Source organism: Flaviramulus multivorans (assembly GCF_021728415.1).
Lineage (GTDB): Bacteria > Bacteroidota > Bacteroidia > Flavobacteriales > Flavobacteriaceae > Sabulilitoribacter > Sabulilitoribacter multivorans.
Map to the genome: position 1 here is coordinate 1 of NZ_JAKKDV010000008.1, position 25,020 is coordinate 25,020.

The window sequence follows — 25,020 nt, forward strand, 5'->3', positions numbered from 1 at the left end:
ATGTTTATGAACTTTTTTTATCTTTTACTAGCTCGTTTCCTTGCTAAGCGGGTGCAAATATAAAACCCTTTTTTTAACCCCACAATACTTTTTCAATCTTTTTTAGAAAAACTTTTTTTACCCTTTCTGAAAAATATCCCACCGTGGAAATGAACTTTTGCACAAACAGTACTTAACCGTTTTTGCGGGTGCAAACATAATACCTATTTTTAAATTTACAATGCCTTTTTTGGACTTTTTTTGAACAAGTTTTTAATGCGCTAATTATAGGTGTCTTACGCTCACACTTTTTTAGTTTTTTTATAAATTTTAAACTTTAAAAATATTTTAAAGCCTTTAAATTTTTATTGGATTTTGATTGAAAATATAGCGTTAGGGATTGTAGCGGCATCCTTTTTTGAGACACGAGAAAAAGATATAGTGGAAAGCCCGACCTTTTTAATAAAAAAGGGAACGCCCAAATATTTAAATAAATTATACCTATATATATATTGTGTGGGTTTGTTTATACTATTATCTTTGCAGCCGGATTTTAATTTATTTTAATGATACATATTACATTACCGGACGGCAGTGTGAAGACGTTTGATGAAGGCGTTACACCAATGGATGTTGCAAAAAGCATAAGTGAGGGATTTGCGCGAAACGTGATTTCGGCAAATTTTAATGGTACAACTGTTGAAACTGTTACACCATTAACTACTGATGGCTCTTTGGTATTGTATACATGGAATGACGATGATGGAAAAAAAGCCTTTTGGCATAGTAGTGCGCACGTTTTAGCACAGGCTATTGAAGAACTGTACCCTAGTGCTAAGCTTACTATTGGTCCTGCTATTGAAAATGGGTTTTATTATGATGTAGATTTTGGAGAGCAAGCTGTTTCGGAGAACGATTTTAAAGCGATTGAAAACAAAATGTTGGAGATTGCCCGCGAAAAGCATGATTTTAAGATGCGTTCTGCTAGTAAAGCTCAGGCTTTGGCTATATATAAAGATAATCCGTTTAAAACGGAACTTATTGAAAATTTAGAAGATGGCACCATTACATTTTGTGACCATTCTACATTTACAGATTTATGCCGTGGTGGGCACATACCAAACACGGGAATTATTAAAGCGGTGAAAGTGTTAAGTGTTGCTGGTGCTTATTGGCGCGGTGATGAAAACAAACCACAGTTAACGCGTGTTTATGGAATTTCGTTCCCAAAACAAAAAGAACTCACCGAGTATTTAGAAATGCTTGAAGAAGCCAAAAAGCGTGACCATAGAAAACTTGGTAAGGAACTTGAGCTTTTTACTTTCTCGCAAAAAGTTGGACAAGGTTTGCCTTTATGGTTACCAAAAGGTGCTGCATTACGTGAACGTTTAGAAAATTTTTTAAAAGCTGCGCAGAAAAAAGCTGGTTACGAAATGGTGGTTACGCCACATATTGGGCAGAAAGAACTTTATGTTACTTCTGGTCATTATGCTAAATACGGAGCAGATAGTTTTCAGCCTATTAAAACACCAAAAGAAGATGAAGAGTTTTTGCTAAAACCCATGAATTGTCCGCATCACTGTGAGATTTATAAAAGTAGCCATTGGAGTTACAAGGATTTACCTAAGCGTTTTGCAGAATTTGGTACAGTTTATAGATATGAGCAAAGTGGTGAGTTACACGGTTTAACTCGTGTTAGAGGGTTTACACAAGATGATGCGCATTTGTTTTGTACGCCAAAACAATTGGATAAAGAGTTTAAGGATGTTATCGATTTAGTACTTTATGTATTTGGATCGTTAGGGTTCGAAAACTTTACTGCGCAAGTTTCTGTAAGGGATCCTGAAAATCCCGACAAGTATATAGGAGATGTAGCCAATTGGGAAAAAGCTGAACAGGCCATTATTAATGCTGCTACTGATAAAGGTTTAAATTTTGTTATTGAAACTGGTGAAGCTGCTTTTTATGGTCCTAAGTTAGATTTTATGGTGAAAGATGCTTTGGGCAGACGCTGGCAGCTTGGAACCATACAGGTTGATTATAATTTACCCGAGCGTTTTGAGCTAACCTATAAAGGTAGCGATAACGAGCTTCACAGACCCGTAATGATACACCGTGCACCGTTTGGAAGTATGGAACGTTTTGTGGCATTATTATTAGAACATACAGGTGGTAATTTTCCACTTTGGCTTATGCCAACCCAAGCTATAATATTATCAATTAGCGAGAAATATGAAAAATACTCGCAAAAAGTTTTAAATTTGCTAGAAAATGACGAAATTCGCGCCCTCGTAGATCATAGAAACGAGACCATTGGTAAGAAAATTAGGGAAGCAGAAATGCAGAAACACCCTTATATGATTATCATCGGAGAGCAAGAAGAGCAAGAAGGCAAAATCACTGTGCGTCAGCATGGTGGGGCAGATTTAGGCATGATTTCTGTAGAAGCTTTCTCAGAAATAATAAAAGAAGACATTAAAAAAACGTTAAAATCGTTTTAGAAAATAATAAGTTTAATTTAAAACCATAACGCCATAGCAATTAGAAGAAGACACGAACCTAGAAGGGTTTCACAAGAGGATAAACACAAAATAAACTCTAAAATTACTGCACAAAAAGTACGCCTTGTTGGAGATAATGTAGAGATTGGTATTTATACCAAAGGTGACGCCATGAGGATAGCTAATGAGCAAGAATTAGATCTTGTGGAAATTTCTCCGAATGCTGACCCACCTGTTTGTAAGGTTATGGATTATAAAAAGTTTCTTTATGAGCAAAAGAAACGTGATAAGGCTTTAAAATCTAAAGCTACAAAAGTAATTATAAAAGAAATTCGATTTGGCCCTCAAACAGATGACCATGATTATGAATTTAAAAAGAAACATGCTGAGAAGTTCTTAAAAGAAGGAGCAAAATTAAAAGCTTTCGTATTCTTTAAAGGGCGCTCGATTATATTTAAGGAACAGGGGCAAATTTTATTATTAAGATTAGCTCAAGACCTTGAAGAGTTTGGAAAAGTGGAACAAATGCCTCGATTAGAAGGTAAACGAATGACCATGTTTCTAGCTCCGAAGAAATAAAAAATACTGAGAAATCAGGATTACAGATAATTAAGCGAAATAATTAAAAACTAGGAGAAGAAAATGCCTAAAATGAAAACAAAATCTAGTGCCAAAAAACGTTTTAAGTTAACAGGTACTGGTAAGATTAAAAGAAAGCACGCTTTTAAAAGTCACATCTTAACAAAGAAGTCGAAAAAGCGTAAGCTAGCGTTAACACATGATACATTAGTACATAAGGCTGACGAAGATAATGTTAAAACCATGTTACGTTTAAAGTAATAAGGTTTTAACCGGTTAAAACAATTTATAAACCCTGGAGTTAGGCTAATAAAAAAGTGTCAATTAAAATTGACCGCCTACTACAAAAAACAATTAAAATTATGCCAAGATCAGTAAATTCTGTAGCAAAAAGAGCCCGAAGAAAAAAGGTTCTAAAACAAGCAAAAGGTTACTTCGGACGTCGTAAAAACGTTTGGACAGTAGCAAAAAATGCGGTTGATAAAGCGATGCAATACTCGTATAGAGACCGTAGAAACAAAAAGAGAACATTCCGTGCTTTATGGATTACGCGTATTAACGCTGGAGCCAGAGAACATGGTTTATCTTATTCTCAATTTATGGGTAAATTAAAAGCTAATGATATTGAGTTAAACCGTAAGGTTTTAGCAGATTTAGCTATGAATAACCCAGAAGCTTTTAAAGCTGTAATTGATAAAGTAAAATAAGGCGTTTCGCCTATTGTAAAACATATTATTCGCTTAATAAAAAATCCGATTCGAAAGAGTCGGATTTTTTTATGCTAATATTGTAGAAAATTACCCGAAATAATAGAATATTAAATTTATAGTTTAAAATACAACATGAATCTATCTCAAATAAAATTGGTCGTTACAGATATGGATGGCACACTACTTAACTCAAACCATGAAGTTAGTAGCTTATTTTTTGAGCTATTTAATGAGTTAAAAAAGCATAATGTTTTTTTCGTTGCAGCAAGTGGTAGACCATATTATAGTATTGTTGATAAGTTAAACTCCATTAAAGATGATATCATTATTGTTGCAGAAAATGGTGGTTTAGTGATCAGAAAGGATGAACTACTGCTTTCAACACCGATAAAAAGAGACAATTTGCTTGAAATTGAAGCATTAATAGAGTCCAAAACTGATATCCACCCCATTTTTTGCACAAAAGCCAAAGCTTATTTTAGTCACAGGTCTAGTTCAAATGGTTATTTCAATTCTTTATTAGAATATTATCCTAACTACGCTATAATAAAAAGCACAAAAGAGATTAAAGAAGATATTATTAAAATAGCCTTGTATAATTCAGAGGATTCTGAAAAGCAAATTTATCCACATTTTAAACATTTAGAACCAAACTATAAGGTTAAAATATCTGGAAAACATTGGGTAGATGTATCGGACGATTTGGCCCACAAAGGGCATGCCATTGAGTTAATTCAAGAAAAATATAATATTTCACCCGAGGAAACTTTAGTTTTTGGTGATTACAACAATGATATTGAAATGCTCAAACGCGCATCATATAGTTTTGCAATGGAAAATGCCCATAAAAATGTAAAAGAAGTTGCAAACTACACAACGAAAAGCAACGATGATTTTGGTGTGGAATTTATTTTGAAAAAACTTATTGAGTCGAAAGTTAATTACCGAAAACTGTAATAACTATGCTTCTTGAACTTGCATAATCTCTATGTTCGCATAGATAAATACCCTGCCATATTCCTAAGTTGAGCTTGCCATTTGTTATTGGAATTTGTATCGAAGCACCTAAAAGAGACGATTTTATATGTGCAGGCATATCATCTGACCCTTCAAAGTTATGTTTATAATACGGTTGATTTTCAGGTACCATTATATTAAAATGGCTTTCAAAATCTTGTCGTACAGTAAAATCTGCGTTTTCATTAATTGTTAAACTAGCCGAAGTATGTTTTATAAACACTTGTAATTGACCAATATTAATTTGAGTCATTTCTGGAATCGCTACTAATATAGAATCAGTTATTAGGTGAAATCCTCTTTTAAAAGGTTTTAATTGTATTTCTTTCTGAAAAAATTTCATATTTATATATTTCAAATATAGATTATATACTGATTCCTTATTATTAAAAAAATTAAATGAGAATAATTTTTATTAAATTAACGCAACCTTTTTAAATTACATTCATCTATTAATATAAACCAATTCTATTAATTATGAAACCCTATTTATTTATATTTCTTATAAGTTTTCTATCATTAACCAACTGTTCTATTGGTAATGATGACAATACGCAACCACAAGTTGTTGAAGTCTATTGGAACTTAATAAACGTAACTGGTGGTATTGCTGGTGTTGATGAAGATTACGCTTTAGGTGAAATTATTTGGAGATTTAATGAAGCTTCTGGTGTTTTAAGTGTTGAAAATAATAATACCGATGACACTAAACAGGATGGTTTAGACTCTGGCGACTATACGTATTCTATTTTAGATGATAATGGCGATTTATTTTTAGTTGTTGATTCAGATGAAATGGGCCATTTAACTATTACAGCCAATGAATTTATTTTAAACGAAAATGAAACTTCTCAAGGTAGTGGTGCTGATGGTTTTATTTATACTTTTAGAAAAACCACAGTCACAGAGTAAACCATTATGTTTTCTGCTTTTTCTTTCTAGCAGCTGGAAACAAAACGTTATTTAAGATAAGTCTATATCCTGGTGATGTTGGATGCAAATCGAGTTCGGTTTTCGCATCACCTACCCTATGTTGATAGTCTTCTGGATCATGTCCACCGTAAAATGTAAAAAAACCTTTTCCTTTAATACCATGAATATATTTTGCTTCTCCGTTTAATTTGGTTTCACCCATTACTAAAACATTCGATTTAATTTCATCTCTAGCAAATGATGTTGTTTGCCCCATAAACCCTTTTACCAAAGCAGTGTGATTTTGGCATAACATGGTTGGAATAGGATCCCATTTTGCAGAAAATTCCATAAGTGAAAAATAGTCGCTTGTTTTAGGAATCATACGTTTTCTTGTAGTATCAATAGATGAAAACTCATAAACCAATGGACTTCTCTCCAGAGTATAATTTGTAAATGCAAAGGTTTTATTGTAATCAATTTTATTTTGGTAACCTGGGTCACTTCCATCACCATCAAACATCGGTTCGCAAATATCAATACCTTCAGCAGATAAAGCAATATCAAAACTATCTGTTGCACTACACATAGCAAACATAAAGCCACCACCTATTACATAATCTCGAATTTTTAGAGCCACTGCTAATTTTTCTTCAGACACCTTATTATAACCTAATTTTTCAGCTAATTTTTCAGCATCCTTTTTTTCTTGAATATACCATGACGATGCTCTATATTGGGCATAAAATTTCCCAAATTGACCAGTAAAATCTTCATGATGCAAGTGTAACCAATCAAAAAGTAGTAAACCATCATTTAGTACTTCTTCGTCATAGACAGTTTCATAAGGAATTTCGGCATATTGTAGAACCATGGTTACAGCATCGTCCCAAGGCTGATTCCCATAGGGTGTATAGACCGCTATTTTTGGTGCCTTTTCTAAAATAACAGCTTCCATATTTTGACTAGGACTTGCTATTTCTTCTAAAATACTCTCAGCTTTTGCATTAGAAATTACTTCAAAAGAAACACCTCGTATTTGACATTCACGTTGTATATCATCCGAATCTGGTAATAAAAACGAACCGCCTCTGTAATTAAGTAACCACTTTACTTTAAGTTCTTTTTTAAGCGTCCAATAAGTGATACCGTATGCTTTTAGATGGTTTTTTTGTCCTTCTGCATCCATAGGAATCAGAATGTAAGATGCGAATGCATTGACCGAAAAGAATAACAGTATGATGATTAATGAGGCCTTTTTCATAGACCGAAAGATAATCAAAAATTATTTTTATTGGATAATGTTTAACAGGAGTTTAATTATTAAAACGGCACATCATTATCTTCATCCTCATTAAACGAGCTACCAAAAGCTTGGTCCGGACTCGCTTTAAAATTATCTGATTTAAATGTATCATCGTTTGCAGCGGCGTTCATTTTCGAGTGAAATTCAAAAGGTGAGTCAAAATCATCTAAATTATCAAACTTACCTAAATGACCAATAAACTTCAACCTAATATTATCTAAACCTCCGTTACGATGTTTTGCAACAATAAATTCTGCCTGTCCCTCAGTTGGCGAGCGTTCTTCATCATCCCATTCATCAATTTTATAATATTCTGGCCGGTAAATAAAACTTACAATATCTGCATCCTGCTCAATAGCACCTGATTCACGTAAATCGGATAATAATGGACGCTTGCTTCCGCCACGTGTTTCAACCGCACGAGATAATTGGGATAGGGCTATTACTGGAACATTTAGCTCTTTTGCTAAGGCTTTTAGGTTTCTGGAAATCATTGAAATTTCTTGTTCACGATTTCCTCCATGTGAGCTACCTCCAGTCATTAACTGTAAATAATCAATCATGATAAGCTTTATACCATGCTGCGAAGACAAACGGCGTGCTTTTGCTCTTAAATCGAATATTGAAAGCGATGGTGTATCATCAATAAATAATGGGGCTTTTTCTAATCCTTTAACTTTTACATTCAGTTGTTCCCATTCATGTTTTTCAAGTTTCCCTGTTCTTAATTTTTCGGAAGACAGTCCTGTTTCACTAGAAATTAAACGCGTAATTAATTGTACTGATGCCATCTCTAAAGAGAAAAACGCTACTGGTATATTTTGATCTACCGCTATATTTCTAGCCATAGATAGTGTTAATGCGGTTTTACCCATACCAGGACGTGCAGCTACAATAATTAAATCGGATGGTTGCCAACCCGAAGTTAATTTATCGAGTTTATTAAATCCTGTAGGTATACCACTAAGCCCTTCTTTGTTAGAAATTTCTTCAATTTTCTTTTTAGCCTGAATTACTAAATCTTGAGCTGTTTCACTGGATTTTTTAATATTACCCTGTGTTACTTCATATAACTTCGATTCAGCCTTATCTAATAAATCGAAAACATCCTTAGTTTCATCATAGGAATCCTCAATAATTTCGCTTGAAATTTTTATTAAACTTCGTTGAATAAATTTTTGCAAAATAATACGAGCATGGAACTCAATATGGGCTGAAGAAGACACTTTTTGAGTTAAAGCAATCAGGTAAAAATCACCTCCAGACAATTCTAACTTTGAATTTTTCTTTAACTGCGAAGAAACCGTTAATAAGTCAATTGGTTCACTATTTTCAAATAACTGATAAATAGCTTCAAAAATATTCTGGTGTGCTTCTTTATAAAATGCTTCAGGACTTAAAATATCAATAACCTCATCAACTCCTTTTTTATCAATCATCATTGCTCCAAGCACAACCTCTTCTAAATCAAGTGCTTGAGGTGGTATTTTTCCTTTCTCAAGACTTATAATAGTGCTTTTGTCAATTTTATATCCTTGAAGTTGATTAGGTTGTTTCATCGCTACGAAAGTAATTAAAAAGAAAGGATTTTTGGGTATTTGAACCTTTGTCGTTGTTAACCATTGGTTAACAATTTAACTGTTAATAACTTAAAAATATTGTCAATAAGCATAAAAAAACCTGAAGTTATTAACTTCAAGTTTTACTAGCTTATGGTTTTTAAAGCATTAGCCTTTTACTACACCCATTTGAGCATATTTTTCCATACGTTGAGAAACTAAATCTTTTGGTGATAAGTTTTTAAGTTCCTCATACGATTTTACAATAGCGTTACTAACTGCGGTAAAAGTTTTTTCACGATCCCTATGTGCACCACCAAGAGGTTCTTTAATTATCTCATCAACTAATTTAAGCTTTTTCATATCGGCTGCTGTTAATTTTAAAGCTTCAGCGGCTTGTTCTTTATATTCCCAACTGCGCCATAAAATAGAAGAACAAGACTCTGGTGAAATAACAGAATACCACGTGTTTTCCAACATTAACACCCTATCACCTACTCCAATTCCTAAGGCACCTCCTGATGCTCCCTCTCCAACTACTATGGTAATTATTGGAACTTTTAAGCGAGTCATTTCCAAAATATTTCTTGCAATGGCTTCTCCTTGTCCGCGCTCTTCCGCTTCTAACCCTGGATAAGCTCCTGGTGTATCTAAAAGAGTAACTACAGGAATTCCAAATTTTTCGGCTGATTTCATTAAACGTAATGCCTTTCTATAACCTTCAGGGTTCGCCATCCCGAAATTTCTGTACTGCCTGGTTTTTGTATTATATCCCTTTTGCTGTCCGATAAACATGAAACTCTGATCGCCAACTTTACCTAAACCACCAATCATAGCCTTATCATCCTTAAAGCTTCTATCGCCATGTAACTCTAAAAACGATGTCCCACAAATAGCTCTAATATGGTCTAATGTATAAGGTCTATCAGGGTGTCTAGATAGTTGAACACGCTGCCAAGGTGTAAGATTTTTGTATATTTCTTTTTGGGTAACTTTAAGTTTTTTCTCTATTTGAGCGCAAGTCTCCGTAACATCAACATCGCTTTCTTCCCCAATTACTTTACATTTTTGTAATTGGTCTTCAAGCTCTTTTATAGGAAGTTCAAATTCTAAATATTCCATAAGAATTTATTTTACTTTTTTAATTCTGGTTAGTGTACAAATATAAAAACTTTAATTTGCAAAAAACGTTAACTAGAGTTTCTTTTTATCCTTCTACTATATTTTAAGGCTGCATTTAATAGCACTACAGAAATAATAATTATGGCACCATAATAAAACGATGGACTCATTTTTTCTTTTTCTGGAAACAATATAATGGCTAAAATAATACCATAAACAGGCTCTAAATTATAGGTTAAAACAACCGTAAAAGGGCTTATGATTTTCATTACATATACTGACGCTATAAAAGCATAGGCTGTGCAAATTGATGCCAATATAAATAGGTAAATAAAGTCAGATTGACTGATATCAAAAAAAGCTAAAGAAAAGCCTTCTCCAAAAATTAAAATATACACTGAAATAAAGAAAACACCACTTAGAAATTCATAAAAAGAAATGACTGTTGCAGAATGTCGTTTTAAAAAGCTTCCGTTTAAAACTGCAAACAATGATGAAAAAAATGCTGATGAAATTCCCAACAAAATGCCTGTTAGATATTTGAATTCACTTTGAGTTATGATAAAAACCCCTATAATGACAATGATTCCAAAAACAATTTCGTACCATATTATGGGTCGTTTATAAATTATTGGTTCAATAAAAGATGCAAAAAAAGCACCTGTTGAGAACATCGCCAATGCAATTGAAATATTAGCTTCGTCAATAGCTCCAAAAAAAGTAATCCAATGTAAAGCGATTATAATACCTGCAACAGAAAATCTAAATATGGCCTTGGGATTTGCTTTTAATTTAACCTTGGCAAGTTTTATATAAAGTAACATTAAAATGGATGCGATAACCATTCTATACCAAACTAATGACACTGCTCTTATAGTAATTAACTCGCCTAAAATGGCAGTAAATCCAGCAATAAAAACTAAAAAATGAAGATGTAAATAATTTTTAAGTTTAGCGCTTAGCATTATATAAAAGATATATAGCTAAAATACCAAAAATGAAATTAGGAAACCACACCGCTATTATGGGTGAAAAATCAGATTGTTCAGCCATAACCCCAAAAATTTTATCGAAAAACACAAACACCATCGCAATACATATACCCACTGCCAAATTAACCCCCATTCCACCTCGTCTTTTTATAGATGATACTGCCACTGCTATGATTGTTAAAATAAACACTGAAACTGGTAAACTCCATTTTCTATATAAAACCAATTTAAAACGCCCTACATTTGAAGAACCTTGTGCTTCTTCTTTTGCTATAAAACGTTTTAAATCACCATACATTTTTGTTTCTGCAGCATAAATAACTGGAATTAAATCATCAACATCAAAATCAAATAGGGTGTCTTTTGTTCTTAGGATTTCAAGCTTGTCCTCGTTTTCACCTATATCTCTTTTAACATAATTTGTTAAGGTATATAAGGTATCTTCTTCTGAATAACGAATACTATTTGCTGTGATTTTATACTTAAGTTCGCTATCTTCAAAATGTTCTAAAGTAAAATTACTTCCTAAATTATTTTTTACATCAAAGTTACTAACGTAAATAATTTCATTATCATTTATTTGTTTAAAAACATTTGTGCTTTCAACTGCACTGCGACCTTTTTTAAAATATTTGTAACTAAAATTATTAAACCCTTCACTGGCTTTAGGAGCTAAAAACAATCCTAGAATTATAGCGAGTATACCTACTATAAAAGCGCCAATCAAATAAGGTCTTAAAAACCGAGAAAAGGAGACTCCAGAGCTTAAAAAAGCAATTACCTCGGTATTATTTGCCAGTTTTGAGGTAAACCAAATAACAGATAAGAATAAAAACAACGGGAATAATAAATGGGCAAAGTAAATTGTAAAATCTAAAAAATACCAAAGCACCTCATTTATAGGAACCTCATTTTCCAGAATTTTTCCGATTTTTTCAGCTAGATGAACTGTTATTCCAATAGGAATAAACAGCAATAGCATCATAAAAAATGTAAATATATAACGCTTTAATATGTACCAATCTAAAATCTTCATGTATAACTACAAACGATTATTCATTTGCTTAACCATTTTATCTTTCCAAGTAGCAAAATCTCCTGCTAATATATGTTTTCTAGCTTCGCGAACCAACCATAGATAAAAACCTAAATTATGTATAGTTGCAATTTGCTTGCCCAGTAATTCATTAACCGTAAATAAATGTCTTAAATAAGCTTTCGTATATTCTGTATCGACAAAGGTTATACCCATATCATCAACAGGTGAAAAATCGTCTGCCCACTTCTTATTCTTAATGTTTATGGTACCATTAACCGTAAATAACATGCCGTTTCTCGCATTTCTTGTTGGCATTACACAGTCAAACATATCAATACCTAACGCTATATTTTCTAAAATATTGATTGGAGTGCCAACGCCCATTAAATAACGTGGTTTATCTTCTGGTAAAATTTCGGTCACCACTTCAGTCATAGCATACATTTCTTCGGCGGGTTCTCCAACCGATAAACCTCCAATAGCATTACCAAAAGCTCCTGCGTTTGCAATATATTCAGCGGATTGCTTACGTAAATCTTTATAAGTACTACCTTGCACAATTGGAAAAAAGGCTTGGTTATAATTATATTTTAAAGGTGTTTTTTCTAAATGATTAATACACCTATCTAACCAGCGATGCGTCATATGCATTGAGCGTTTTGCATAATTATAATCGCAAGGATATGGTGTACATTCATCAAACGCCATAATAATATCGGCTCCTATGGTTCGTTGAATTTCCATTACATTTTCTGGGGTGAATGTATGGTAACTTCCATCAATATGAGATTTAAACTTAACACCTTCTTCTTTAATTTTTCTATTAGCAGAAAGTGAGTAAACTTGATAGCCACCAGAATCAGTTAAAATATTTCTATCCCAATTCATAAACTTATGAAGTCCGCCTGCCTTTTCTATAATATCAGTTTGAGGTCGCAAATATAAATGGTAGGTATTTCCTAATATAATATCAGGGTTTATATCATTTTTCAACTCACGTTGGTGTACTCCTTTTACTGTTCCTACCGTACCAACAGGCATAAAAATCGGTGTTTCAATAACTCCATGATCTGTCATTATTACTCCTGCTCTGGCTTTACTTTGTGAATCTTTTTCTTTTAATTCAAATTTCATTTACTCTATACTATTGGTTGGCAAACCTACATATTTTTTTAATTTAAATTAATATTAGTAGTTAAGATTAAAACTTATAATTACCTATTTTAGCTAAAGATTATATCTTTAACTAAAAAGAAAATGATAAATTTATTTAAAAAAGCGTCTTTACTAGTTTTCTTATTATTATTTGTAAGTATTTCATATTCACAAGAAAGAATAGTTACTGGTCAGGTTACTACGTTTAAAAAAATTGCAGTAGTTAATGCTGAAATTAAAGTGCAGAGCAGTAAAGTTACTGTTTTAACTGATACAACTGGGTATTTTAAAGTAAGCTGCTCACCTAAAGACAAAATTAAAATTAGTGCCAATGGTTTTATTTCACAAAAAATAAAATTAGATGAAAAAACGAATGATTTATCTATAAACCTAAAGTTTAAACCAAGTGAAAAGAATATTGACGTAGCAATAGGATATGGACATATTAAAGAAAAAGATAAAACTTTTTCTTTAACGAGTATTAGAAGTGAAACCAATTCTCAATTTGCACAATTTTCGAATATAATTGATATTATTCTTAACAGCTCTCCTTCAATTGCAATTAAAAATGGAGAAATAATAATTCGTGGTGAATCATCACTTAATGGGTCAAGTGCTGCTTTAATACTTGTAAACGGAAGTGAAGTAAATATGTCACAATTATCGGCTATTCAACCCTTGGATGTTAAAAGCATTGATATATTGAAAGGGTCTGGCGGAGCAATATATGGTGTTAGAGGTGCTAATGGTGTCGTTTTAATTACATTAAAATAGTAGTAGATTGAATGAATTATTTATCTAATATATTCCTATTTAGATGCTTCTTAAAAATTTAGTTTAAATTTAATCTTTTACAACTATAAGTTGTTTTTTTTCAGCGCTTCTTCTCCTATAAATTGTTTTTCTTTTTGTTTTTGGAACCATAGTAAACACCTGTTAAAAAGAATCTTTTCAATAAATTAAATCAGCTTTTTTCGTTTAAATAAACCTTTTTACAAAAAAATAATATGCTTTTGGCAACGTTTTTGATATTACAAACAAAATCTTAAAACGAACATTATGAAAATTTTAAAAAGCATTCAAAAACAATTTAAAACTAAAAGTGACGCGAGTAAGAATTTATTTTTTATTTTAATGATTGCATTATGTTTACCTGCCTTAACGATGGCACAAACCGCAACTGGTTTGGGTTTAAAAGGTGGATTAAATTACAATGCAAACGGAGACTATTTTGAATCTATTAGCTCTAATGCACAAAACCCAGACAGAAATGTTGGATATCATTTTGGGATATTCGGGAAAATTGGAACTCATCTTTTTTTTAAACCTGAATTAGTATACACGAGCACCAAAAGTGATTATAACGATGATAGCTTTAAGATGCAAAAATTAGATGCGCCTATGCTAATTGGATTAAAAGTTTTAGGCCCCATAAGTGTTTTCGGAGGTCCCTCATTTCAGTATATTTTAGATACTGAGTTTGATGGTATTACGATAAATGATGTAGAAAATGAATTTACGGTTGGACTAAATTTTGGTATTGGTCTTAACTTAAATAAATTAGGTATTGATGTAAGGTATGAGCGTGGATTTAATAACAACGAAGCAACCTTTTTAGGTAACAACGGTATTAGCAATAGTAGATTAGATACACGTCCAGATCAATTAATTTTGAGTCTATCTCTTATTCTTTAACTAATAAAACCGTTTAAAAAAAACCTCGCAAATGCGAGGTTTTTTTGTTTAATTATCATTCTTCGATGCGGTCTCTTCTGGGTCTAAATAATTAGGTATGTTATTTGCACCTATATCATTTGTTGGGTCACCATCTTCATTTAAATCTTCATTAATAGTAAGTATTCCATCACCATCATCATCCGAATCAACATAGTTTGGTACTCCATCACCATCAGTATCATCATCTGTATCTACGGTTAAATCTTCAAAATTAACTATAAATTCTCCATCACCATTTAAATCTTCTAAATAAGAAGGAACTCCATCGCCATCGTGATCATTTTGAGCCATTTTATACAATTCAAACTTAAAAACCAAAGGCGAATATGAGGAAATACTTCCTGTTGCTCCAGAATAATACCCTAACCCTGAAGGCACAAACATAACCCCTGTACCATGATTTAAATAATCAACTGTGCCGTCTCCATTTTCCACAAAACTTTCCGCCGTATTAAACTGTGGTAATACTTTTCTCCAAGCTGGAATTACAGATGTTAAATCAAAGGTTAAAGGTGTAACCGCACTATCAAAAATCTCATTATCTAGAGTAAAACCTTCGTAGGTTACAATAACATTATCAGCAAAAGTTGGGGAATCTGTGCTACCTCCTTGATTAAGTCTTAAAATATAGTATTCATAATCAGTATCGGCGTAATTAACTGTTTTTGTTTCAACAGCATTAATTAGTAATGAATCTGCATCGCTTGAAATAATTTCGTCAGTAATCTCAGTTATTACCAAGTCTTTAATTTTTGGGTTTGTATTTCCATCAAACTGACTTTTATTATAATAATGTGTTTGTAAATAACCAACTATAGAATCGTTATCAACGATTTGTTGCTCTGTCCTATCTCTCTCTTCTATTATAACCCCACCAGAATCATCGTCGTTTTTACAAGACACGAAACCAACTATTAAAATTAAAATGAATAAGGTGACTTTTCTTAATTTCATGTGAATATTTTTATTTTACTTTTAGCGCATTTGGACACATCCATTTTATCATTTTCCTTCTCGAAAAATTTTTTATTCTTGAATGTTTCAATATTGCTTATTTTTAAGCCCGCAAGATACAATTTTAATACAATCTTGTGCAATAACATTAACGTAGTTTTTAGAATAATTGTATGCGTTTAGATAAGTATTTATGGTGTGTTAGGTATTACAAAACAAGAACACTTGCTACTACTGCCTGTAGAAAGGGTCAAGTACGTGTAAATAACGATGTAGCAAAACCTAGTAGAGAAGTATATGCGCAGGATGTTATTGAGTTCAGAAAAGATCAAATAAATTATAGAATAACCGTTAACGATATCCCTGAAAGTAGAATTGGTGCTAAATTGGTTGATATTTACAGAACTGATACAACTCCGAAAGAACAATTTGAAGCCAGAGAACTTTTAAAATACTCCAAAGATTATTATCGAAAAAAAGGTGTTGGAAGACCTACAAAAAAAGATAGAAGAGATATTGATGATTTTACAGAGGAAAATGAGTAATTTTAGGCTTTAATTTTTAATCAATTACAATGACAGTAAAGAACAATGTAATACTTAATCATAACGAAATTAACAATAAAATAAGACGTATTGCTTTTCAGATTTACGAAACCAATGTGAATGAAAAAGACGTTATTCTTGCTGGTATTGATAAAAACGGTTATGTGTTTGCAAAAAAAATTAAAAGTGTACTTCAAAAAATATCTGATATTAATCCAATACTTTGCAAAGTAAGTATTGATAAAAAAAATCCTTGGTCAGATATTAAAACATCACTACTTGAAGAAGAGTATAAAAATAAATCGTTGGTCCTAGTTGACGATGTTTTAAACTCTGGAACCACATTAATTTACGGTGTAAAGCATTTTTTAAATGTACCTTTAAAACAATTTAAGACTGCTGTTTTGGTTAATAGAAACCACAAAAAATATCCTGTAAAAGCTGATTTTAAAGGCATTTCACTGTCTACATCATTGCATGAACACGTTAATGTAGTTTTAGAAGGTAAAAATTTTGAAGCTGTTTTAGAATAGTTTTAAAATAACTTCTTCAACTATCTTCTTTTTTGATTTACCATCAGTATCTATATGAATTTCGGACTGGTTATAAAACTGAACCCGTTCAAATAAATGCTTAGCAACAAACTCTGTCATTGCCTCCTTTGTTTCAATATGAGATATTAGCGGACGCTTAGTTTTTTTCTTATAAAGTTTTTTGACCAGCGAGGAAATTGAATTTTTTAGATAGATACTTTTTACATTTTGGGTATTCAAAATATGTTCCATATTATTACCAAAACAAGGTGTTCCTCCACCTAGGGACAATACTATTTTATCATTAGATTGTAATATGCTCGTTAAATTTAAAGCTTCTTGTTTTCTGAAATAGATTTCTCCTTTAGTTTTAAATATCTCTCTAACCGATAAATTTTCTTTACTTTCAATAAAATGATCTAAGTCAATAAACCCATAGTTCAATTTATCGGCTAATTTCTTTCCAATTGTAGACTTTCCAGACGCCATATACCCTATTAAAACTATTATCATCTATTCGCTATAAATTGATTATTAAAAACATACGTTTAAGGAGTACAAAAAAACGAAAATTTCTTTTAAAAAAGTATGGTTTTATTAATTAAACATTTTATATTTGCACCCTCGAAAGCGAAAGATTTTGAAACGACCTGGTAGCTCAGTTGGTAGAGCATCTCCCTTTTAAGGAGAGGGTCCTGGGTTCGAGCCCCAGCCCGGTCACTAAAAACAATAAAACCTTGATAATAGATTTATTATCAAGGTTTTTAGTTTTAAATAAAATTATTTTTCAGCTGGAAAAAATTTAAGTTAAATTAGTTTTCTTTTTCTATTTTTAACTTAATATAATGCGCACGTGGCGGAATTGGTAGACGCGCTGGCTTGAGGGGCCAGTATTCGCTTAGAATGTGGAAGTTCGAATCTTCTCGTGCGCACTTCCTTTTTCAATTTAGCAGATTTTTTCTTTTACTAATCAATGTTTTTTAAGAAATTATAATCAACTATTAATATTTATATGTATTTTTGTTTAACATAAATAAGTTATTGATGAACAATATTAAAGTAAATTTTAGTATTAAAGATTTAGAAAATCTTACTGGCATTAAAGCGCACACCATTCGCATATGGGAAAAAAGATATAATTTATTAAGTCCAGATAGGACAGATACCAACATTAGAAATTATAGCTTAAGTAGCTTTCAGAAGCTTCTAAATATATCCTACTTAAATAATAATGGCCTAAAGATTTCTAAAATTGCAAACCTTAAAGAAGAAGAAATACCAATAAAAGTTAGGGAAATAGCATCCAGAGCCAAAATTGAAGATCATGCTATAAATGCTTTAAAAATGGCTATGATTAATTTTGATCAAGTATTATTTTACAGTACTTATAATAGCCTTTTGGAGAGTAAAACATTTAGTGAAATATTTTATTCTGTATTTTTACCATTACTCAATGAAATTGGTTTATTATGGCAAACCAACACAATAACACCAGCTCATGAGCATTTTTTATCAATACATATAAAGCAAAAAATACTTCTAAATATTGAGCGACTACAGCTTTTAGAACCAAAACCTATTTCTAAAACCTATGTGCTTTTTTTGCCAGAAAACGAAATTCATGATATAGGATTATTATTTATAAATTATCAGTTACGAAGCAAAGGTTATCATACTATATTTCTTGGAGAAAGTGTTCCTATGGAGAGTTTAACTGATTTACTTGACTTTTTTGAAGATATTACCTTCGTTTCATACTTTACTGTATATCCTGAAGATAATAACATTAAAGAATACATTAACAAATTCAATAATCTCCTACTAAACCAGGAAAATACAAAACTACTATTACTAGGCAAGAAACTATCTAGTTTTAATAAAAGCGAAGTTCCTCAAAAAGTAACTATTTTCAATTCAATAGAAAATTTAGTTAAACAACTGTAAAATATTTTTATTATTGTTTAACTTTTTTATATATTTGTTAAACAATATGAAATCAACTATAAACATAATTGGCTCTGGATTTTCTTCGCTTGCAGCTTCATGCTATTTAGCGCAAGCTGGATATGAGGTAACCGTTTTTGAAAAAAATAAAACCATTGGTGGTAGAGCTCGCCAACTACACAAAGAGGGTTTTACATTTGATATCGGACCAACTTGGTATTGGATGCCAGATGTATTTGAACGCTTTTTTTCAGATTTTGGAAAGAAACCTTCCGATTATTACGCTTTAGAAAAACTAAACCCAGCATATAGTGTTTATTTTGGTAAAAATGATTTTATAACTATTGAGGATACTCTAGAAAAAATTGCTTTAGCTTTTGAAAAAGAGGAAAAAGGAAGTTCTAAAAAACTTAATAAGTTTATTGTTAAAGCCAAAAATAATTACGACATCGCAATAAAAGATTTGGTTTACAACCCCGGAGTTTCTCCTTTAGAATTGGTTACTCCTGCCACGATAAAAAAAATAAATCAGTTTTTTAGCACCATAAAGAAAGATGTCAGAAAAGAATTTAAAAACGAGCGCTTAGTAAAAATTCTAGAGTTCCCTGTGCTCTTTCTAGGAGCAAAACCTAGCGACACACCTTCTTTTTATAGCTTTATGAATTATGCCGATTTTGGCTTAGGTACATTTCACCCAAAAAAAGGAATGTATCAAGTTATTCTAGCTATGGAAAACTTAGCCAAAGAACTAGGAGTTAAAATTAAAACTGAAAACCCAGTTGATAAAATAATCGTAGATAAAGGTAAAGCAATTGGTATTTTGTCAAACGGAAAAGAATATTTATCAGATATTACAGTTAGTGGTGCAGATTACCATCATACCGAAACACTTTTAGAAAAACCATTAAGACAATATTCTGAAACATATTGGGAAAAGAAAACTTTTGCTCCCTCGTCTCTACTATTTTACGTTGGTTTCGATAAAAAACTAAAAAACGTTAACCATCATACCTTATTTTTTGATGTTGATTTTGATGTGCATGCTGAAGCGATTTATGACAACCCTAAATGGCCAGAAAACCCCTTGTTTTATGCTAGTTTCCCTAGCATAACTGATAAAAATTCAGCTCCTGAAGAAAAAGAAGCTGGAATATTTTTAATTCCATTAGCTCCTGGGTTAGAAGATACCGATGCATTAAGAAATACTTATTTTGATAAAATTATCACTCGTTTTGAAACTTTAACATCTCAAAATGTTAGAAAAGACATTATATTTAAAGAAAGTTTTTGCATTAACGACTTTATAAAAGATTACAATTCATACAAAGGAAATGCCTACGGAATGGCTAATACCTTAATGCAAACAGCTTTTTTAAGACCAAAATTAAAGAGTAAAAACGTAGGAAATTTATTTTTTACAGGGCAATTAACTGTACCTGGTCCAGGTGTTCCTCCCTCGCTAATTTCTGGAAAGTTAGTAGCCGATTTAGTAACTAAACATCATAGTGTATTAGCATGAAAATATTATTCGACACCGTATCCTACCATTCCAGTAAGCTAGTGACCAAAACTTATAGCACCTCGTTTTCATTAGCTACTAAAATGTTGTATAAATCTATTCGTGCTGATATTTATAATATTTATGGCTTTGTGCGATTAGCCGACGAAATCGTAGATTCTTTTCATGATTTTGATAAAGAGTTTCTTTTTAATAGATTTCAAGACGATTTAGAACTTGCTCTGAAAGATAAAATTAGTTTAAATCCAATATTAAATTCTTTTCAACATACTTATCATAAGTATGGTATAGATAAAGATTTAGTGGATGCATTCATGAACAGTATGCGTACCGATTTACATAAAACGATTTACTTAACCGATGAAGAATATAAAGCCTACATTTATGGGTCTGCAGATGTGGTTGGACTTATGTGCTTAAAAGTATTTGTTAAAGGTGATAGACAAAAATATGATGACCTTAAAGATACGGCTATGGCGTTAGGTTCTGCGTTCCAAAAGGTTAATTTTTTGCGAGATTTAAAAGCAGATTACGACGATTTAAATCGAACATATTTTCCAAATACCGATTTAAATAATCTTGATGAAATCTCAAAACAGGATATAATTAATGAAATTGAAAGTGATTTTGAAAAAGGATTAAGTGGTATTAAAAAATTACCCATCGAAGCAAAGTTTGGTGTTTTTATGGCATATAGGTATTACAGACAGTTATTAAAAAAACTAAAAAAAACACCAGCATTGAAAATAAAAGACTCAAGAATTCGAGTTTCTAATCCAAAAAAAATCGAACTTTTAATGAGGAGTTATGTAAAATATCAATTAAAATTAATGTAAATTTAGAATGATGAAAACTTTATTTTGGATATTAATTTTTCTTGCTACATATGGCTTCATGGAATTTATGGCGTGGTTTACTCATAAATATATTATGCATGGCTTTTTATGGAGTTTACATAAAGATCATCATAAAAAAGACCATAATAGTTGGTTTGAGCGTAATGATGCTTTTTTTATTTTTTATGCCGTAGTTAGCATTGGCTTTTTCTTACTTTGGAAATATACAAGCTTTTGGGCTGGCTTACCTATTGGTCTAGGTATTTTTGCTTACGGCGTTTCATATTTTATAGTACACGATATATTTATACATCAACGTTTCAAGCTATTTAGAAATGCAAATAACTGGTATGCAAAAGGTGTAAGACGTGCTCACAAAATGCACCACAAACATTTAGGAAAAGAAGATGGTGAATGCTTTGGAATGCTATTCGTGCCCTTTAAATATTTCAAAAAATAGTAAATGAACTATTTGTATCTATTACTTAATTTAGGATCATTAGCTATACCTTTTATTTTTAGTTTTCACCCTAAACTAAAGTTCTATAAGCTTTGGAAACCTTTATTTATTGGTATTCTTTTTAGTATGCTCATTTTCATTCCTTGGGATATTATTTTCACAAAGCAAGGTGTTTGGGGCTTTAATGATGATTATTTTTTAGGCATAAAATTGTTCTCTCTTCCAATCGAGGAATGGTTATTCTTCATTTGTATTCCGTATGCATGCGTCTTTACACATTATGCTTTACTTTATTATTTTCCTAGTTTAAAACTATCTGAAGCAATAACGAAAACCATTAGTTACTTACTAATTTTAGTATTAATTGTTCTTTCCATTTATAATTATGATAAGTGGTATACTTTAATAAATTTTTTATTAACCATTTTATTAATTAGGGTAGTGACAACTAAAAATGTGCATTTATTGAGACATTATTACCTCACATTTTTAGTTATGCTAATTCCTTTTTTTATTGTGAATGGCGTATTAACTGGAGGCTTTATTGAAAACCAAGTTGTTTGGTATAATAATGAAGAAAATATGGGTATTCGTCTGTTTACTATACCTATTGAAGACACTGCTTATGCATTCACTTTAATTCTTTTGAATTTGTTTATCATGAGCCTGTCTAAATCAAAAAAAGCATAGCTTCAGACATTGAAACTATGCTTTAAATGTTCAAAACGCGATTTAAATAATCTTACCTATTAACAGTTCCTGATATTATGCTTACAGGTCCAGAACCCATAGCAATAGCAGTATGAGTCATTGCATCATTTGGCACCATATGAGCCAATGGTTTTAAAGTAAAAGGCGACTCATTGTTATCTGGTGATGGCTCTACTGAAATTACAATGGTAGCCCCTCTTAAATCTGTTGGAAAAGTAAATCCAGACGGTGCATTTTGTAAATAATCTTCACCTGGATATCCCGGACCATTACCTGTACTACCTTTAAAAGGTGATGAAGTAGCGTTATCATCTGCCATACCAGCATCTGTAAATGTCCCGGTACTTATTGGTGTACCATTTAAAACGGTCCAACCTTCATATTTCCAACCTGCTTGTAATGTTGGTAAATTAAGTCCAGCCACAGGGCTACCGCTTGAATTATCTAAAAACCAAACTCCGCTTGCCTCATTGGTATCATCCATATCTGTTGGAGTTGCTAAAATATAAGTTCCAGAAGCACTGGAAAAATCTGCAACTATTCCATTAGAATTTACACTAGCCGAATTACCCGAAAAATCACCAGCCAATAGTTTTGTGGCTGCTGGAGCAGGATCAGGATCGATTGCAGGTTCAATCGAAAGCACAAAAGTTGTGGCATCTTGCAATTGAGATGCATCAACTATAAAAGATTGCGGAAATGACACTGACGAAAAAGTTCCTGTTGAAACGGGAGCACCATCTACAATAATCCAGCCTTCATAAACATAGTCGCTACCCAAAGCTTCTAGTCCATCTAAGTTTAAAGTTAAAGTTGCAGTTGTTGGTGCATTTCCATCATCATTACTACAGGCAGTAGCAAAAATCCCTATTGCTAGAACTGCTAGACACATTTTTTTAATCATAGTATTTTGTTTTTGAGTTATTTATAATTCAAAATTATACCATGAGGTTTTTATAAAATGTTAGCCATCTAACATTAAGCAATATTTTTATAAATTCTGATTTCTTTTCTATTGAATTCAATAACCTTATCTTGCTTTAACTCGTTTAAAAGCACATTTAATGTAGGTCTTGAAGTACCTATTAATGAGGCTATATCCTTTTGGGTATAAGGATGATGGATTACTTTATCGCCCGTTTTCTTACAATCATAGCCATATTCAGCACATAACTCATCGAGAAATTCCATAAGCCTTGTTTTTGTATCCTTAAACATTAAAAGCTGAAGGCGTCTCTCTAATTTTTGAAGCTTAAAACCAATAAATTTATAAACCCTAAAACTAAAAGATTCGTTTTTACGCATTAAATCGTGCATTGTATCTACACTTATTGGGCAAATACTTGTAGAATTATCAATTGACTGAGCAAATTCTTCTCTTTTATGCTCACCAAGAATTGCCTTTTCGCCAAATAATTGTCCTCTAGATAAAATAGCCTTCACTACTTCGGTTCCATCTTCGTTATAATAACCAATTTTTACCTTACCTTTTTCTATAAGGAATACTTTATTTGAGGCGTCTTCTTCAAAATATATATAATCTTGCTTTTTATATGCATCAAAGTCATGACCTTTCTTGTATTCTTTGAATTTGTGTGGGCATAGAATTTTAAAAAGATTTACATCTTCAAAAAACCAAAGTGAATTCATGGTTCTATCGTTTTTTTGTTAGTTGCTCAATTAAGTCGGTATTACCCAACAAAACTTTCAAAAAAAGGCATAAAAAAACCTCCAAAAGGAGGTTATATCATTTAAAAATTAGTTTTAACTACTCTTCTTCGTCTGTAGATTTACCTTTCTCCTCTTTCGAATCTATTAAATCAAGCATGTCATGTTTTTGTAATAAGTTATACCACTGTATTACTTTTTTAATATCACTTACGTACACTCTATCTTCATCATAATCTGGCAATATTTCGAAAAAATATTCTTCTAATTTATCTTTATTATCCTTAGGCAAAACCGAAGTTTGTCCACCATTTTCCTTCTTTTTTATATTCTTAAAGACTTGCTTTAAAGGTATTTCTTCAGTTAATGTATATATTGCAATTTCACTTAATACGCTTACATTGTTTTGAACACTAACAGATATACGCTTATTATCAATTAATGATTCGGCCACAAAACCACCACGGGTTTGCGCAATTAATTTATATAACCCTGGTTTACCAGATATTGCTAAAACTTTTTCTAAACTCATAAATTATTTTTTCTTGAAAGGCGCAAATATCAACTGTTTATAAATATTTTACAAATATTAACGCTTCTTTTTTTGGTTAGGAAAACGCATTCTGTAATCTACATTTATTTTCCCTTTCGATATGTTTGATAATCTTCCTTTTATCAATCTCTTTTTAAAACTTGAAAGTTTATCTGTAAATAAAATACCCTCAATATGATCGTATTCATGTTGAATAACTCTGGCAATTAAACCATCATAAACTTCGGTTTGTGGTTTAAAATTCTCATCGAGGAACTCAATAGTAATTCTAGGTTTTCTAAATACATCCTCTCTAACATCTGGAATACTTAAACAACCTTCATTAAAAGCCCATTCATCTCCTTCTTCATTCGCTATTTGTGCGTTAATAAAAACACGTTTAAATCCGTTTAAAGATTTCTTTTCTTCTTCGGTCAAATCTTCATCTTCCGAAAAGGGTGTTGTATCTACTATAAATAAACGAATAGGTAATCCAATTTGAGGAGCGGCTAAACCAACACCGTAAGCATTGTACATAGTTTCAAACATGTTCTTCAAAAGTTCATCAAAACCAGCATAATCTTTTGCTATATCGGTTGCCTTTTTCTTTAAAACAGGATCGCCATAGGCTACAATCGGTAATATCATTCTGTGCTTATTAATCCCTGCAAAAATACTAACTTATAATTTATTGCTCGTATTTATGATAC

General features: G+C 31.7%; 28 protein-coding genes and 2 tRNA genes. 17 read left to right on the forward strand and 13 right to left on the reverse strand.

Annotated features, from left to right (window positions below):
• Nucleotides 1–545: 545 nt before the first annotated feature.
• The 5 genes from thrS to L3X39_RS13905 all read left to right on the forward strand — a co-directional run bounded on the left by thrS (nucleotide 546) and on the right by L3X39_RS13905 (nucleotide 4,726).
• Nucleotides 546–2,480, forward strand: coding sequence for a threonine--tRNA ligase (thrS, locus tag L3X39_RS13885; protein ID WP_237232467.1), 1,935 nt, complete (start codon nucleotides 546–548; stop codon nucleotides 2,478–2,480).
• Between the two features lie 33 nt (nucleotides 2,481–2,513).
• On the forward strand, nucleotides 2,514–3,059 hold the full coding sequence (gene infC, locus L3X39_RS13890; protein WP_369411674.1) for a translation initiation factor IF-3: 546 nt from the start codon (nucleotides 2,514–2,516) through the stop codon (nucleotides 3,057–3,059).
• A gap of 63 nt (nucleotides 3,060–3,122) precedes the next feature.
• Entirely contained in the window at nucleotides 3,123–3,320 is a 198-nt protein-coding gene (gene rpmI, locus L3X39_RS13895) for a 50S ribosomal protein L35 (protein ID WP_139698285.1), read from the forward strand.
• Nucleotides 3,321–3,421: 101 nt separating this feature from the next.
• Nucleotides 3,422–3,766 (forward strand): 50S ribosomal protein L20, encoded by a 345-nt coding sequence (gene rplT / locus L3X39_RS13900; RefSeq protein WP_136479789.1) that lies wholly within the window; start codon nucleotides 3,422–3,424, stop codon nucleotides 3,764–3,766.
• 135 nt (nucleotides 3,767–3,901) lie between these two features.
• The gene (locus L3X39_RS13905; RefSeq protein WP_237232468.1) at nucleotides 3,902–4,726 is read left to right on the forward strand and encodes an HAD family hydrolase; all 825 of its coding nucleotides are present in this window, start codon (nucleotides 3,902–3,904) and stop codon (nucleotides 4,724–4,726) included.
• On the opposite strand, the gene L3X39_RS13910 is transcribed toward L3X39_RS13905, so the two are convergent.
• A complete protein-coding gene (locus L3X39_RS13910) occupies nucleotides 4,707–5,129 on the reverse strand; it encodes a secondary thiamine-phosphate synthase enzyme YjbQ (protein WP_237232469.1) in 423 nt (140 codons plus the stop codon). The genes L3X39_RS13905 and L3X39_RS13910 overlap by 20 nt on opposite strands.
• A 134-nt stretch (nucleotides 5,130–5,263) precedes the next feature.
• Here L3X39_RS13910 and L3X39_RS13915 point away from each other — a divergent pair, with 134 nt between their 5' ends.
• The gene (locus L3X39_RS13915; RefSeq protein WP_237232470.1) at nucleotides 5,264–5,698 is read left to right on the forward strand and encodes a hypothetical protein; all 435 of its coding nucleotides are present in this window, start codon (nucleotides 5,264–5,266) and stop codon (nucleotides 5,696–5,698) included.
• Nucleotides 5,699–5,702: 4 nt separating this feature from the next.
• Here the strand turns inward: L3X39_RS13915 and L3X39_RS13920 are convergent, their stop codons facing one another.
• From L3X39_RS13920 to tgt, 6 genes are all read right to left on the reverse strand, one after another.
• Complete coding sequence (locus L3X39_RS13920; RefSeq protein ID WP_369411675.1) at nucleotides 5,703–6,887, reverse strand: asparagine synthetase B; 1,185 nt, start codon at nucleotides 6,885–6,887, stop codon at nucleotides 5,703–5,705.
• A gap of 134 nt (nucleotides 6,888–7,021) precedes the next feature.
• Nucleotides 7,022–8,563, reverse strand: a complete 1,542-nt coding sequence (gene dnaB, locus L3X39_RS13925) for a replicative DNA helicase (protein WP_237232472.1) — start codon at nucleotides 8,561–8,563, stop codon at nucleotides 7,022–7,024.
• 168 nt (nucleotides 8,564–8,731) lie between these two features.
• Nucleotides 8,732–9,685: an acetyl-CoA carboxylase carboxyltransferase subunit alpha gene (locus L3X39_RS13930; protein ID WP_237232473.1), complete on the reverse strand. Its 954-nt coding sequence runs from the start codon at nucleotides 9,683–9,685 to the stop codon at nucleotides 8,732–8,734.
• Between the two features lie 68 nt (nucleotides 9,686–9,753).
• Nucleotides 9,754–10,650, reverse strand: a complete 897-nt coding sequence (locus L3X39_RS13935) for a DMT family transporter (protein WP_237232474.1) — start codon at nucleotides 10,648–10,650, stop codon at nucleotides 9,754–9,756.
• Nucleotides 10,637–11,713 carry an LptF/LptG family permease gene (locus L3X39_RS13940; RefSeq protein WP_237232475.1) on the reverse strand — a complete coding sequence of 359 codons (1,077 nt, stop codon included), beginning with the start codon at nucleotides 11,711–11,713 and terminating at the stop codon, nucleotides 10,637–10,639. The genes L3X39_RS13935 and L3X39_RS13940 overlap by 14 nt, the downstream gene beginning before the upstream one ends.
• 6 nt (nucleotides 11,714–11,719) lie before the next feature.
• On the reverse strand, nucleotides 11,720–12,850 hold the full coding sequence (gene tgt, locus L3X39_RS13945) for a tRNA guanosine(34) transglycosylase Tgt (protein ID WP_237232476.1): 1,131 nt from the start codon (nucleotides 12,848–12,850) through the stop codon (nucleotides 11,720–11,722).
• 123 nt (nucleotides 12,851–12,973) lie between these two features.
• On the opposite strand from tgt, the gene L3X39_RS13950 reads away from it, so the two are divergent.
• Together L3X39_RS13950 and L3X39_RS13955 are read left to right on the forward strand one after the other, a co-directional pair.
• Nucleotides 12,974–13,645, forward strand: a complete 672-nt coding sequence (locus L3X39_RS13950) for a TonB-dependent receptor plug domain-containing protein (RefSeq protein ID WP_237232477.1) — start codon at nucleotides 12,974–12,976, stop codon at nucleotides 13,643–13,645.
• Nucleotides 13,646–14,005: 360 nt separating this feature from the next.
• Nucleotides 14,006–14,566: an outer membrane beta-barrel protein gene (locus L3X39_RS13955; protein ID WP_237232543.1), complete on the forward strand. Its 561-nt coding sequence runs from the start codon at nucleotides 14,006–14,008 to the stop codon at nucleotides 14,564–14,566.
• 48 nt (nucleotides 14,567–14,614) lie between these two features.
• Here the strand turns inward: L3X39_RS13955 and L3X39_RS13960 are convergent, their stop codons facing one another.
• Complete coding sequence (locus L3X39_RS13960) at nucleotides 14,615–15,562, reverse strand: FKBP-type peptidyl-prolyl cis-trans isomerase (RefSeq protein ID WP_237232478.1); 948 nt, start codon at nucleotides 15,560–15,562, stop codon at nucleotides 14,615–14,617.
• A 173-nt stretch (nucleotides 15,563–15,735) separates the two neighbouring features.
• Between L3X39_RS13960 and L3X39_RS13965 the strand changes: the two genes are divergently transcribed.
• Both L3X39_RS13965 and L3X39_RS13970 read left to right on the forward strand, forming a co-directional pair.
• On the forward strand, nucleotides 15,736–16,107 hold the full coding sequence (locus tag L3X39_RS13965; protein ID WP_237232479.1) for an RNA-binding S4 domain-containing protein: 372 nt from the start codon (nucleotides 15,736–15,738) through the stop codon (nucleotides 16,105–16,107).
• A gap of 29 nt (nucleotides 16,108–16,136) precedes the next feature.
• On the forward strand, nucleotides 16,137–16,640 hold the full coding sequence (locus tag L3X39_RS13970) for a phosphoribosyltransferase domain-containing protein (RefSeq protein ID WP_237232480.1): 504 nt from the start codon (nucleotides 16,137–16,139) through the stop codon (nucleotides 16,638–16,640).
• Here the strand turns inward: L3X39_RS13970 and L3X39_RS13975 are convergent.
• Nucleotides 16,632–17,153 (reverse strand): shikimate kinase, encoded by a 522-nt coding sequence (locus tag L3X39_RS13975; protein ID WP_237232481.1) that lies wholly within the window; start codon nucleotides 17,151–17,153, stop codon nucleotides 16,632–16,634. The two genes, L3X39_RS13970 and L3X39_RS13975, sit on opposite strands and share 9 nt — an antisense overlap.
• A 134-nt stretch (nucleotides 17,154–17,287) precedes the next feature.
• On the opposite strand from L3X39_RS13975, the gene L3X39_RS13980 reads away from it, so the two are divergent.
• The 7 genes from L3X39_RS13980 to L3X39_RS14010 all read left to right on the forward strand — a co-directional run bounded on the left by L3X39_RS13980 (nucleotide 17,288) and on the right by L3X39_RS14010 (nucleotide 22,089).
• Nucleotides 17,288–17,360, forward strand: a tRNA-Lys gene (locus tag L3X39_RS13980).
• A 127-nt stretch (nucleotides 17,361–17,487) separates the two neighbouring features.
• A tRNA-Leu gene (locus L3X39_RS13985) sits at nucleotides 17,488–17,572 on the forward strand.
• Nucleotides 17,573–17,684: 112 nt separating this feature from the next.
• Nucleotides 17,685–18,584 carry a MerR family transcriptional regulator gene (locus tag L3X39_RS13990; RefSeq protein WP_237232482.1) on the forward strand — a complete coding sequence of 300 codons (900 nt, stop codon included), beginning with the start codon at nucleotides 17,685–17,687 and terminating at the stop codon, nucleotides 18,582–18,584.
• A gap of 46 nt (nucleotides 18,585–18,630) precedes the next feature.
• Nucleotides 18,631–20,103, forward strand: coding sequence for a bifunctional phytoene desaturase/3,4-desaturase (crtID, locus tag L3X39_RS13995; protein ID WP_237232483.1), 1,473 nt, complete (start codon nucleotides 18,631–18,633; stop codon nucleotides 20,101–20,103).
• Nucleotides 20,100–20,939: a phytoene/squalene synthase family protein gene (locus tag L3X39_RS14000; protein WP_237232484.1), complete on the forward strand. Its 840-nt coding sequence runs from the start codon at nucleotides 20,100–20,102 to the stop codon at nucleotides 20,937–20,939. Before crtID ends, L3X39_RS14000 begins: the two co-directional genes overlap by 4 nt.
• 10 nt (nucleotides 20,940–20,949) lie before the next feature.
• Nucleotides 20,950–21,399: a sterol desaturase family protein gene (locus tag L3X39_RS14005; RefSeq protein WP_237232485.1), complete on the forward strand. Its 450-nt coding sequence runs from the start codon at nucleotides 20,950–20,952 to the stop codon at nucleotides 21,397–21,399.
• Between the two features lie 3 nt (nucleotides 21,400–21,402).
• Nucleotides 21,403–22,089 (forward strand): lycopene cyclase domain-containing protein, encoded by a 687-nt coding sequence (locus L3X39_RS14010; RefSeq protein ID WP_237232486.1) that lies wholly within the window; start codon nucleotides 21,403–21,405, stop codon nucleotides 22,087–22,089.
• A gap of 52 nt (nucleotides 22,090–22,141) precedes the next feature.
• On the opposite strand, the gene L3X39_RS14015 is transcribed toward L3X39_RS14010, so the two are convergent.
• The 4 genes from L3X39_RS14015 to def all read right to left on the reverse strand — a co-directional run bounded on the left by L3X39_RS14015 (nucleotide 22,142) and on the right by def (nucleotide 24,958).
• Complete coding sequence (locus L3X39_RS14015; RefSeq protein WP_237232487.1) at nucleotides 22,142–23,014, reverse strand: anti-sigma factor; 873 nt, start codon at nucleotides 23,012–23,014, stop codon at nucleotides 22,142–22,144.
• Nucleotides 23,015–23,088: 74 nt separating this feature from the next.
• Entirely contained in the window at nucleotides 23,089–23,760 is a 672-nt protein-coding gene (locus tag L3X39_RS14020; RefSeq protein WP_237232488.1) for a Crp/Fnr family transcriptional regulator, read from the reverse strand.
• A 118-nt stretch (nucleotides 23,761–23,878) separates the two neighbouring features.
• A complete protein-coding gene (locus L3X39_RS14025; RefSeq protein WP_237232489.1) occupies nucleotides 23,879–24,310 on the reverse strand; it encodes a DUF5606 family protein in 432 nt (143 codons plus the stop codon).
• A gap of 57 nt (nucleotides 24,311–24,367) precedes the next feature.
• Nucleotides 24,368–24,958: a peptide deformylase gene (def, locus tag L3X39_RS14030; protein ID WP_237232490.1), complete on the reverse strand. Its 591-nt coding sequence runs from the start codon at nucleotides 24,956–24,958 to the stop codon at nucleotides 24,368–24,370.
• Nucleotides 24,959–25,020: the final 62 nt, after the last annotated feature.